10 protein-coding genes and 1 pseudogene are annotated in these 11,849 nt (G+C 63.5%); 3 read left to right on the top strand and 8 right to left on the bottom strand.

All coding sequences use genetic code 11. The annotated features are described in order from the left end of the window. The 4 genes and pseudogenes from ACLQI9_RS01095 to ACLQI9_RS01080 all read right to left on the bottom strand — a co-directional run. Positions 1-163: hypothetical protein (locus tag ACLQI9_RS01095; RefSeq protein ID WP_442390794.1), on the bottom strand; the 163-nt coding region annotated here is incomplete at its 3' end. A gap of 526 nt (positions 164-689) precedes the next feature. Further along, positions 690-765: pseudogene (locus ACLQI9_RS01090) on the bottom strand (hypothetical protein); the annotation flags it as partial. Then, positions 762-917, bottom strand: a complete 156-nt coding sequence (locus ACLQI9_RS01085) for a hypothetical protein (RefSeq protein WP_442383763.1) — start codon at positions 915-917, stop codon at positions 762-764. The pseudogene ACLQI9_RS01090 and the gene ACLQI9_RS01085, both read right to left, overlap by 4 nt. A gap of 5 nt (positions 918-922) precedes the next feature. Next, positions 923-2,614: an aspartyl/asparaginyl beta-hydroxylase domain-containing protein gene (locus ACLQI9_RS01080; RefSeq protein ID WP_442383765.1), complete on the bottom strand. Its 1,692-nt coding sequence runs from the start codon at positions 2,612-2,614 to the stop codon at positions 923-925. A 252-nt stretch (positions 2,615-2,866) separates the two neighbouring features. Here ACLQI9_RS01080 and ACLQI9_RS01075 point away from each other — a divergent pair, with 252 nt between their 5' ends. Beyond that, positions 2,867-3,502 (top strand): RNA polymerase sigma factor, encoded by a 636-nt coding sequence (locus ACLQI9_RS01075; protein WP_442383767.1) that lies wholly within the window; start codon positions 2,867-2,869, stop codon positions 3,500-3,502. Positions 3,503-3,656: 154 nt separating this feature from the next. On the opposite strand, the gene ACLQI9_RS01070 is transcribed toward ACLQI9_RS01075, so the two are convergent. The 3 genes from ACLQI9_RS01070 to ACLQI9_RS01060 form a co-directional block, all read right to left on the bottom strand. Beyond that, positions 3,657-5,150 carry a hypothetical protein gene (locus ACLQI9_RS01070; protein ID WP_442390792.1) on the bottom strand — a complete coding sequence of 498 codons (1,494 nt, stop codon included), beginning with the start codon at positions 5,148-5,150 and terminating at the stop codon, positions 3,657-3,659. Between the two features lie 38 nt (positions 5,151-5,188). Then, positions 5,189-5,635, bottom strand: a complete 447-nt coding sequence (locus ACLQI9_RS01065) for a hypothetical protein (protein ID WP_442377976.1) — start codon at positions 5,633-5,635, stop codon at positions 5,189-5,191. Positions 5,636-6,081: 446 nt separating this feature from the next. Next, positions 6,082-6,564 carry a hypothetical protein gene (locus ACLQI9_RS01060; protein ID WP_442377974.1) on the bottom strand — a complete coding sequence of 161 codons (483 nt, stop codon included), beginning with the start codon at positions 6,562-6,564 and terminating at the stop codon, positions 6,082-6,084. Positions 6,565-7,390: 826 nt separating this feature from the next. On the opposite strand from ACLQI9_RS01060, the gene ACLQI9_RS01055 reads away from it, so the two are divergent. Further along, positions 7,391-9,127, top strand: coding sequence for an NAD-binding protein (locus ACLQI9_RS01055; protein ID WP_442377972.1), 1,737 nt, complete (start codon positions 7,391-7,393; stop codon positions 9,125-9,127). Positions 9,128-9,496: 369 nt separating this feature from the next. Beyond that, on the top strand, positions 9,497-10,078 hold the full coding sequence (locus ACLQI9_RS01050; RefSeq protein WP_442377970.1) for a hypothetical protein: 582 nt from the start codon (positions 9,497-9,499) through the stop codon (positions 10,076-10,078). A gap of 52 nt (positions 10,079-10,130) precedes the next feature. On the opposite strand, the gene ACLQI9_RS01045 is transcribed toward ACLQI9_RS01050, so the two are convergent. Further along, positions 10,131-11,849, bottom strand: a 1,719-nt coding sequence (locus tag ACLQI9_RS01045) for a dynamin family protein (RefSeq protein WP_442377968.1), incomplete at its 5' end; no start/stop codon positions are given.

Below are 11,849 nucleotides of genomic sequence, written 5' to 3'. Positions count from 1 at the left end.
CCTGGCTAAACGTCGCCGACATCAACTTCAGCGCCACCACCCGGTCCTTGACGGTGTCCTCGGCCTCATAGACCTCACCCATCCCGCCGCGGCCCAACAACCGCTTGAGGTGATAAGGCCCAAACTGGGACCCCGCCCGTGACCCTTGTGCGGTGTCGCTCATCGCCGACTCCTCAAAAACCAGGCCACCACCAGCGGCAACGGCGAGAAAACCACACCCGAAAAAGCCGACCCCCCGGCAAATACCCGGTGCGTCGACAATGACGGTAAATCCTCGGCAAACTCGCCGCACGGAAACCGCAGCATCCACCCACAACCGCGCACCGAACCAGCCATGAATGCGATGCCAGACGGGCTCGACGTAACCGCAGGCTGTCGGCCGGCCGGTTGGTCGCCGGATATCAGCCGCTCCGCTAGCTGTGAGCCCAACGAAACATTCGTTGGCCGCGCGGCTCGGCGGTGCCGCGTCGACCGAAGTAGATGTCGTTGGGCCAATCTCATACGTGCTCAACGCATACGGGGGCGCACTGAATAGTGTTGTGTGACTGCGAATCCGCACCGATCCGGGCGCCAACCTGTGGCAGTGGTGTCCATGCCCGCGACCGCCTGTTCGCCGCCTGTGCCGGAGTGGAATCGGCTGAAGAATCCGTGTTGATCTGGAAGGTGAATTCGTGGTCGCAGATCCGGATGTTGATCACCAGCATTGCTAATACTGCCCGCTGTTTGGGGGTCCCCCAACGGCACCAAGGTGTCATCGATGCTCATCTGCAACGGTCCAAGCACACCCAATTGCAGACCTGTGGTCCGACGGCGGCGATCCGGCCGTCCTGGCGGCGACGGCTTCGGCGGGTGGGCTGGGCGTTGTTGACGGTGACGATGTCGCCGCCCGTGTAGATGGTGTCCGCGGGGATGCTCATGGTCTTCACCTCTTCGCGCCGGTCTTGGCTCGGTTGCGGTTCCAATAGCGGACCAATTGGATGCCGGTGGCGGTTGCGTACCGATGCAGCCCGTTCAGTAATGCCACCTCGTTGTCAGTGAGGTCGGGATGCCACAGGTCCACGACCAGCACTAGCCGGGGTTCCGCGCTGTTGTTCCAGGCTTCGTGGGTAAAGCTGTCGTCGAAAACTAAACAGCGCCCTTCCTCCCAGGCGCGCTCGACTCCGCCGACACGCAACCCACAGCGCTCCGGCACGTCGATGCCGAGGTGACAACGCAACCGCACGTTTGTCGGCCCTTTGTGAGGGGCGATCTGCGTACCGGGTTCGAGCACGGAGAAGTAGGCGAGGCCGCCGAGGCTCAGCACGGTGCGGTTGGCCTCGATGACCGCGACCGTCTGCGGGCAGAGACTGCAGTTGTGCTCATTTCTTCGGCCCCGCTCGTAGAGGAACAGGACGTTCCACCTCCCCGACCGATTGATGTTCTCGGCTTCCTCTTGGAATCCACTGCCGGCGAGCGCGTGCACCTCTGCGGCGACCGTGTCAGCCACCGCCTCGAGGTCGCGCGCAAGCCGGAACTGCTGCGGATCGTGCCATGGCATCGCTCGCAGGCCGGGATACCTGGGCATACGAGGCTTTTCGTGGTTTGCCCGCAGCCCGGCGAGGTACCTCTCGAACCGCGGCGGTAACGGAGGCGGCGCGCTGCCTGCAGAAACGGCCCCGTTGTTGCCACCACGTTCGTCCGGCAGTAGCCCCGTTCGAGCCAGTTCCATGTAAAGACGTTCGGGTGGCGGCGATAGCGACCGCACTGCCGCAGCGGTCCGGCGGGTAACGAACGCGATTTCGTCGGCTTTCGTATTGTCACAGAGGGCTGCGCACAGCTGTAGCCATTGGCGCAGGTTCAGTCGCTTGTCCCACGGGGTTCCCCACTGTTGTAGCCGTTCGGTCGCCGCCCGGCCGAGCTCACCGGCCTGCTTTACTGTGCCTTGGTCCATCTCCTGCAAACCCATCCAGACGAGCGGCTCGGCGACGAAGGGCCAGTCTCGGTTCCCGAAGCCTGCAAACGGGTGTTGGTAGTCGTCGAGTAGCTGGGTTTCCTCGGCTGTGGAAACCAAGGTGGTGCATTTGTCGAATACGGGAGGGGTAACCTCGGCCAATCGTCGCGCCAACCGACCCAGGTGCGAAACGTTTGACAGCCACGGGGCAGGGGAGCGGTCCGATCGGCAGCTCTGCTCGGCAGCGTTGGCCATGTAGATCGTCAGAAGGTCACCGGCTTCCGCGGCGGTTACCTGCATAGGATGGCCATCCAGCCGGCTGGTCAATCCGAACGCATCGGGTGTCTCGTTAGCTGATGCACGCACCGCCGACAGCAGCTCGCGCCGGTCGAGGGTGCAAAACAGGTAGATGAGCCGCTCGGCCGCCTCGCCGACCAACGCGCGAACCTGATCCCGCTCGGTCACGTTGAACGTCCGATGGGTGAACGCGTCGGTGCAGTACACGCTGTGCATCAGGCCCGCATATTGCACGCGCAGGGGCTGTTGCCATGCGGTCAGGATGTGAAAAGTGTTGAAGAGGTGCTGTTGAAGGGACTGCATACCATGCCGGACCAGATGAGCTCTCCTGCGCCGGAGTTCTTCGCTGATCGAATCGGTGGAGTCAGCGATGCCAAGCTGTGCCACTGATACCTCCGTTACCCGTTTGCCTGATGCTATGACGCTTGACCTCAGCACCCGAGGCAAACAAGGTCGACAAAGCATGCTCCGGTGGAGCTTGCATCGCGAATTCGTTCAGTCCCATGGGCATGTCACTCGCTGCCTTTCGCTTTCGTATGCAATTACATTGTTTTGCTGGGCGACTCACACAGGTATCGGCCGCCAGACAGCGGTTCACAGCAAATTGCCAGCTGAGTCAATAAACGGCGCGCCGTCGGCATGGATTCTTTATCGTGTCGGTATCTCGTCTCTCGGGTCCCTGGTCGGCGCGCCGGCCGGGTGGTTGCCAGTTGTCCAGCGTGGTTGGGGTCGACGACGAAGCGGCGCTCGTTCGTCGAGCGTGTGCCGGAGAAAAGCGTGTTTGCCGAGTTGGTGGCTGCCGACCGCAGTGCCGTCTGGGCGGTGCGTCTGCGAATCACCGGTAATCGAGCCGATGCTGAAGATGCATTGCACGACACGCTCCTCGGCGCTTGGCGAAAGCTCGCACAGTTCCGGTCGGATGCTGAGTTTTCGATATGGCTCTTCCGTATCGCGGCGAACGCGGCGCTGGCCATTGTTCGTCGGAGGCCCGAAATTGCGAAAATCTGGGCCCTGTCGCGGTATATGTCGTCTGCAACCGATCCGGGATCGGTACCGCCGACGTTGTCGGGGCGATGGCGTCACCGTGCACTGACGCACGGCCGAATTCGTGGAAAATGCCGCGCTCGTCGTCCAGCCCATCGAAACCCGTCTCCACCTGATCGCCGGGCACTAGATCGTCAACCAGGTCCGCAGTGTCGCTCTCCAGCGCGGCTGTCATCACCGACTCCCATACGCCATCAGGAATCTCCAAACCTGGATCTGCGCCGCCCGTGAACAGATTCGACCAACATGTCTGGTCGTCCGACGCATCCGGCATATTCGCCTCCAAGCCAACCCATCAACCAAATTCGTCCATCATGTCGCTACCGTCCATATCCCACAGCAACGGCTCGGTGAGCCTGCTGCCGGCGACTGTGCGGCATCGGTTTCACTCGTCGTCCCCGCCGCCGCCACCAACGCCGCCGCCATCGCCGCCGCCCTCGCCGCCGCCATCGCCGCCATCGCCGCCATCGCCGCCATCGCCGCCATCGCCGCCATCGCCGCCGCCATCGCCGCCATCGCCGCCGCCATCGCCGCCGCCATCGCCGCCATCGCCGCCGCCATCGCCGCCGCCATCGCCGCCGCCATCGCCGCCGCCATCGCCGCCGCCGCCGTCCGGGCTGCCGAAGTCCACCTGGTAGTTGCCGAAGTCGGCAACGTTGTCATCGACCATCGCGCCGGGGCTGTACCCGCCCGCTGCGGCGTCAGCGCCGTCTCCCTGGCCGCTGTCTCCCTCGCTCTCGGGGCTGCCGTAGTCCACCTGGTAGTTGCCGAAGTCGGCAACGTTGTCACCGACCATCGCGCCGGGGCTGTCCCCGCCCGCTGCGGCTTCAGCGCCGTCTCCCTGGCCGCTGTCTCCCTCGCTCTCGGGGCTGCTGTAGTCCACCTGGTAGTTGCCGAAGTCGGCAACGTTGTCATCGACCATCGCGCCGGGGCTGTACCCGCCCGCTGCGGCGTCAGCGCTCGGCTGAGGTCCGGGGTCCGGGGCGAAAAAGTCGTAATCGTCGGAAGAGGTGGGCCCCGCGGCCGTTGGATCTTGCTCGGCTTCGGGCACCGGAAGCTCGGTGTCGGGATCCCAATAAGGCGAGATGTTGTCCGGGGCGAAAAAGTCGTATTCGTCGGAAGAGGTAGGCCCCGCGGCCGTTGGACCTTGCTCGGCTTCGGGCACCGGAAGCTCGCTGTCGGGATCCCAATAAGGCGAGACGTTGTCCGGGGCGAAAAAGTCGTAATCGTCGGAAGAGGCGGGCAGCCCGGCGTCCACGCTCGGCTGAGGCCCGGCGTCCACGCCGCCTCCCTGGCCGCCGTCTCCCTCGCTCTCGGGGCTGCTGTAGTCCACCTGGTAGTTGCCGAAGTCGGCAACGTTGTCATCGACCATCGCGCCGGGGCTGTACCCAGCAGCTGGCTGGGCGGGCTCCACGATGCTCAAGCCCGGGAAGACCTGGTCACCAGGGGACGGTTCAATGCCGGTGAAAGGACCCTGCTCGGCCACCGGCTGCCAGTTTGGGTCGCTCGGGTCGACAAGACCGCTGATCGGAGGCGGTTGCTGGGGCATCGGTCCAGCGGCGGGCGGGGCCGGCTGGTCCTGAGGGAGGTCGGCTAATGAGCTCGGCTCCACCCCTGGCGGGACTACGTTTGGATACTCACTGTGGGTCTGATCGATTTCTTGCCGATACCTTCCCTCCTGCTGCACGTCGTCCAGCGAACGCGGCTCGACATCGGGCGGGACGTAATTCGGGTTCTCGGCGTGGGTCTGAGCGATTTCTTCCCAACGTTTGCTCGGCGACAACGAATAGGTTCCCGCCTCTTGTTCGGGAGTTAGATAGTTCGATTGCCGCTCGCCTTGTTGAGTGCCGTCTGTCTCGTCGTCTGGGTTGTTTGTCATTTGCTCCTCGATTCCGTTTGGGCTCCGTCTCGACGGGGTCAGGGTTGATTAGTCGCGGATTGGTGTTGTTGCGGCTGGGCGTTGGCCGTGGTCAACTTGGCCAGTTGCGTTTCGACGGCCGTGATGGTGGTCTGCAAGAATTTGCGTTGGGTATAGATTTCTGTCAGCGCGTCGGCGCGTTCGGCGCGCGATGTCTTGGCCGCGGTCTCGGCGGCGGCGACCAGTGTCTTGGGTTCGTTCATCGATTCGGTGACGTGCTTTGTGTATTCGTTGAGGATTTGGGGCCGAATAGTTTCGCCTCGGTGCTGAATTTCGCGGGTAACGTCTTTGGCCGCATTGGCCGTCAAATTCAGCCACTGCTGCAGAATCTGCCGGCCCATTTTGATCACGCGGAACTCGAAATTCACCGCAATCCAGGTCCCCGCGGCGGCCACGCCCAGCGGAATCACCAAGGCCAACGTCGTGCCGGCCAGCAGACCTGCCACGCCCAACCCGATGGTGCTGATATCGTTTGCGCGGGCGCTCCGCCTCCCGCACCTCGGAGCTCGACGCCTCCAACGAAATATCGGCATCGATCTTCAATTTGCCGATCACCTCGGTCATGGCCTTGATGTATTCGTCGGAGACCTGACCGACGAGCACCTCAAGATCACCGGTCATATCGGCGACGTAAAGCTGGTAGCAAGCCTCATCCACGACCGCAGCAGCCGCAGCCGTCATCTGAAAACCTCCGTCACACAAATAGCGAACAGACCCAGCCCCCGCCAACCACCCGGCGTGCCGGTGGCGCAGCGGCTGGTTCCTCGCCGCAGCCGTGTGGGATCGAGTCGAACCGAGACGACCCTGGCGTAGGGCGACGGTCGGCCGTTACGTGCGGTCCCTGGGCCCCGACAAGACCGCCCTGGGCCGCCAGTATTCGGCGTCAGCAGTTTCAAATGAGCTCCACTGGTTCGTCGCCTCCTGAGACCGGGTCTTCGGTGCTAAATGTTTCGTCACCTGCTGAAGCCAGGTCTTCGCTCATAACATCGTCGCCTGCTGACGAAAGGTCTTCGCTGATATGGTCACCTGCTGACGAAAGGTCTTCGCTGACAAGGTCGCGTGCTGACGAAAGGTCTTCGCTGACAAGGTCGCCCGCTGAAGCCAGGTCTTCGCTGACAAGATTGCCGAGGTCCGCCTCGAACGAGTGCGGGCTCATGTCGTCTGATTTCAAGTCGGCACTGGAGTAGTAGTCCGGGTAGTCGCCCAAAGTGACCTCATCCGCTGAGCCGGTGGCCGACGCATCGTCCAAGTCGCTGCTCGACGCGGCATCACCCATGACCGGGAGATCCCAATTTAGCTCGTGGCCGCCGGGCGAATCGACGGTGAGATCGGCCTCATGGGCCGTGCCCTCATAACCCTGCTTTTCCTCGGCCATTTTTCGCTCCTTTGATTAGCGGCGTCGACTGCGACGATCGGTTCGGAGCCGCGCCGCTCGCTGGGCAGATCCACACACTGCTATCTGATTGGAGACGGCGACGCCCGACAATGTTCCCGGGCAAGACATCGTCTTTGAACTTTTTGTTGTCGGGCGCCCGACGTCGCACCCATGGCGGTTCGCCTCCGGATTTGGCGAATCGCCACCGAGCGGCAGCGTCTTGAGTCCCTGCGTCCGACACCCCAACGAATTCTGCTCGCCACCAGTTGAGGCCGTTTTGGCCGCGGCCAAATCCCAAGGCCGGAAGCCGCCACCATTTGCCCGCCTCGGTGGCGCTGACGCCGTATGGTTACCGATCGCACCTCCGGCACGAGGGTTCCGCGCAGATCGAAGTCGTCGACGATCACCAGGATGGTGGTCGCATCTCTTTACCGGCGGCGAAGGTCTAGGTTTGGGGATTCCTGATGGTTTTGGGACACCGCGGTATCGGTCGCGTTGGATCCCGAAACAGCGCTGCCCGCGGACGATCCGCTGCCCACAAATCACCCCGAGGTGGCTTTCGATGAGGCGGGCGCGGCGAGCGGCGACCGCGACGGTGCTGATCTATAGACTCACGACGTGGGCACCGATGATGGCGAGCGCTGGGCTCCGGCGTCGGACAGCGGGCATGAAACGGCCGGCGAGGCACCGACTACCACGGTGGCGGTGGCGAGCGAGCCGCGCACCTCAACGGTCTCGCCACCATGTCCATGAAAGTTTGTCTTCGATTAGACGCGTCGAAGTGGTCCGAGATCGAAGAGCAGCTTCACCCGATCGGTAGGTCGCGTTGAGAATTCGGCACTCCATCTCGCAGCCGGTTGTGCGCGCGCTGGCCGACTACCGCTGGCACTTCCTGGTGGTGGCCGGCATTGGCGCATTCGGCCTAGGCTGCGTCGGGTACTACAAGTATTTGAAGAATCCGGCGTTCAGCGACGTCGCCTACGCGAGTATGCAGCTGTTCTTCGGGACCACGATGGCCCAGACCCACCTGCCGACCACACTTAACATCGCCCGCTTTTTGGCGTTCATCGTTACCGGGTGGGCGGGGGTCACCGCGTTGGGAGCGCTGTTCGCCGATCGGCTGCGGCAGATGCGTATCCCGTGGATGCGCGGTCATGTCGTGGTCTGCGGTTTGGGCTATGCGGGCAGCGTGTTCGTCCGTCATCTGTGGGAGTCCGGTGCCCGCGCGGTCGTGATCGAGGCCGACGCGAACAACCCCCATATCGACTTGTGCCGCGGCTGGGGTGTGCCCGTCATTGTCGGTGATGCGCAGCTGAAGCGAACCCAGCACGCCGCACGGGTGGAGCGCGCGGCCCGGCTGCTGGCCGTCACCCCGAGCGACGCGGTCAACACCGAGATCGTCGCGGTCGCCGGAGAGTTGGCGGACGGCCGGGCGCGCGGTCAGTTGCGCTGTCTGGCCCGAATCAGCGACCCAGAGTTGTGCGTATTGCTGCGGATTCAGGAGGCTGCCAGGCGCGCCGATGCCGAGTCGGCACTGGATTTCTTCAACACCGATGAAATCAGCGCGCGATTGATGCTCGACGACTTTCCCATCGACACCGACTGCGACCAGCCACACATCCTGGTGGCGCATCTGGATGCGCTGGGGGCCTGGCTGGTTGTGCATGCGGCGCGGGACTGGTATGAGAAGCGCCGCGACGACACCGTGGCGCTGCTGGTCACCGTCCTAGATGACCAGGACGAGCAGCGGGTGCGCTCACTGGTCGGCCAATATCCTGCCTTGGAGAAGGTGTGTGAGTTCATCAGCCTCTCGACATCAGCCCGTGACATCCACCGGCTGCGAGTGCATCACGCCGACGCGGGAGCACCACCGCTTACCCGCGCGTATGTCACCGCCTACCGTGACGAAGACGCGCTTGAGACGGCGCTGAAGTTGCGCCACGAACTCGAGCCGACCATCCCGCTCGTCGTCGCGCTGTCCCGGGCCGATGGGGTGTCGCGGGTCATCAGCGACGTAAGAAGCACCCACGGTCTGCTCGCCAATATCTATGCGTTCCCCGCCCTTGACCGCACCTGCACCGTCGACCTCATCCGGGCCGGGTCGTTCGAGACCATCGCACACGCGCTGCATGAGCGTTGGCGGGCCGAGCAGCTCGCCGCGGGCAAGCCTGCCTCATTGTGGGCCGAGCTCGACGAATCGCGCAAGGACTCCAGCCGTGCCCAGGCGCGTGACATCGCGGTCAAGTTGCGCAGCATCGGATGCGAGATCGCACCGTTGCGTGACTGGGACGCCTCGGATTTCACGTTCACAAGCGAGGAGATCGAGACGCTTGGGATCGCCGAGCATGAACGCTGGTGGAAAGAGCGTCTCGCGGATGGCTGGACCTTGGGCGATAAGGATGTCGAGCGGAAACGGAGCCCGTATTTGGTGCCGTTTGAGGAGCTGCCCGACGATGTCGCTGAATCGGACCGCATGTTCGTGCGGGAATACCCGGCCATCTTGGCCTCGGTCGGTCTGCAAATCGTGCGAGCCCCGCGTTCATCTCCGGCGAACCCGCTCTGATGGGCGTGCAGCGAGACGGTGGCGGTCTTGGTGACCCGACGGTGCCCCGATCAAGATCGGCGCCTCGCAGCCTGACACCGACACACCCGAGCCCCACCAGCCGCAACCAACGCCCGACACTCACGACGTCACCGAGCCGGAGAGTTCTCCAGGTCGAAGTACCTACCGGTACTGATGCTGTCGCCGAAGGCCGTACGCAATTGAGGACGGTTTGGACCAGGCCCGACACAGAAACTTGGTGCTGAACGTCATGACCCCAATGGCGTCGGGAAGCGGTCGACGTGCCAGGAACATTGCGCGCAGCCAACGTATCTAATAGGGGACAGCAACTGCTGCACACCCACATGACCCGAACGAGAGGATTACAAAATGAGCGACAAGCCCGATGACGGCGGTGTTGTAATTACCGGCGACGACGGGAGTCCTCTCGCGACTGGGGGCACCAGCGACCAGATCGAGACGATTCCCGACGACACTTCAGGCGGATGGAGTGTAAACGACGACCCTGCGGGCGCCGACCCTTCAGCCGCCTTCCAGGATGAGTACGATGACGCGTTGGCCACTGACGGAAACGACGCGTTCCCCCAGACCGATGACTCGATGCCCGCCGCCTTCGCGCCCGACAGCGACTTCCAGTTTGTTGGTGGGGGATGGGATGACGGCGGCGTTGTAATTACCGGCGACGACGGGAGTGACCTCGCGACTGGGGGCACCATCGACCAGATCGAGACGATTCCCGACGACACTTCAGGCGGATGGAGTGCAAACGCCGACCCTGCTGGCGCCGACCCTTCAGGCGTCTTCCAGGACGAGTACACGGACACGTCGGACACTGACGGAAACGACGCGTTCCCAGAGACCGATGACTCGATGCCTGACGACTTCGCGCCCGACAGCGACTTCGAGTTTGTTGGCGGGGACACGACCGACACCAGCGATGGGGACGAGTAAAGCCACGCACACGTTGTCGAAAGCGATCGCAGCCGTCGTCACCGGCATCGGTTCATCGCGGTGAATCCTGGGCCGTCACCCGACTAAGTTTTGCTAACTGAGCATCGACGGCTGCGACTATTTCCTTTAGGGCTTTCCATTTGGCCTCCAGTTCGGCGATTCCGTCTGCCCGCTCGGCGTGGGAAGCCTTCGCGGCATCTTGCGCCGTCTGGATCAGTTTTTTCAGCTCCGCCATCGAGTCGCTGAGCTGCTGCCTGTACTCGTTGACGATGACGGGCCTAATGGTTTCGTTTCGGTCCTGGATTTCGCGGGTGAGATCCTTGCTTACCGCGTTGGCCGTGTTAACCAGCCACTGTTGAAGGTTTTGCCTGCCCATCTTGATCGCCTGGTAGCCCGCGTTCACAGCGACCCAGGCACCGGCGATAGCCAGTCCCAAACCCCCGGTGGCGACCCCGGCGGCGCCTATGCCGACCGCCGACCCGACCATCCCGAGCAGGCGCGGGATCGAGTAGCTACCCATCGACGCATACGACAGCAGCTGCGGGCTCATCACGCCGGCGAAGCGTTTACCCGGAGCGCCCGCGCGTATGGGAGTGTTGAGGCCCTCGACCGACACCTCGGCGGTGAGTGCGAGTTGTTCGACGAGGTTGGCCACCCCGGCGGAGTATTCGTCGGACACCTCGGCCACCACGGCCTGCAGGTCGGCGGTCATATCGGCGACGAAAACCTGCGGTGAACGCTGCAAAACCCCGAGCTTTGTTTTGTCGAGCCGTTGCCGCCATTGCGTTTTCAGCTCGTCGAGCTTGTGGTCAACCATGGCGAGGGTGGTGCGCTGTAATGCGCCTAGATCACGAGCCAGATAGTCGCGCCAGCCGCTTTCCCATTGCTTCTGCAGCGCCGCCAGACGCTCTTTCTCGTCGCTCAGGTCCGCCGCGGCAGTCGGCCCTTTCACCAGGACGGATCGCTGCATCGCCAGTCGTTTCGCTATCACCTCGAGTCCGCTGCGGGCGGTGCGAAGGCCGTTGGCGACTTGAAGCTGGTCGCCCGAGGCGCACATCGCGTCAAGACGCTCGACAAGCTCGGCCAGTCCGCACGCACGGAGCGCCGATTCGCGTTGTTGGCCCGGGCTCATCTTTAGGGCGGACAACGCAAGCAGGCTGGAAACACCCACCATCGCGACGTCAGCAAACCTCGGAGCGTGCTGGCGCAGCAATCGGCGGTTCTCGTCGATGATCGAACGCCAGTGAACAAGGTCCTTGTCGATCTTGGTTACCGCGATCACGACGGAATCGACTTCCGCGCTGATCGACTTCAGGAAATTCAGCTCCGGTGCAGTGATCGGCGCGGTCGCGTCACAGGTCATCAGTAGGATGCTCGCCCGCGCGGTCGCCGCTTTGACCAGCCGCAAATGACTGGGATTAAGCCCGCCCACGCCGGGCGTGTCCACCAGCGCCACTCTCGGAAGGAACTCGCCGGCCATGGCGACCTCTGCCCCGATGGGAAGCTCGTCGATCTTTGGGTCGGTAACATGGCGGCCCGAGACCGTGACCCAGTCGGGCAGGTCGGCCAGATCGATCACCCGGCGGCGGCCTCCCGCGTACAGCAAAGCTGTGTCACCGGCAGCGGCCGATCCAGTCGCGGGCGCGAACCGAACGAACGCCGAGGTCATGATGTCGACGCCGACCGGCGAAGCATCCGGCCGTCCCAGCAGGGCGTTGACCAATGAGCTTTTCCCCCGCTTGACCTCACCGATGACCACGACGGTGGGCAT

Source organism: Mycobacterium sp., from assembly GCF_052143115.1.
Taxonomy (GTDB): Bacteria; Actinomycetota; Actinomycetes; order Mycobacteriales; family Mycobacteriaceae; genus Mycobacterium.
Note: the sequence above shows the minus strand (reverse complement) of the source record. Positions and strands in the feature narration are given on the sequence as shown.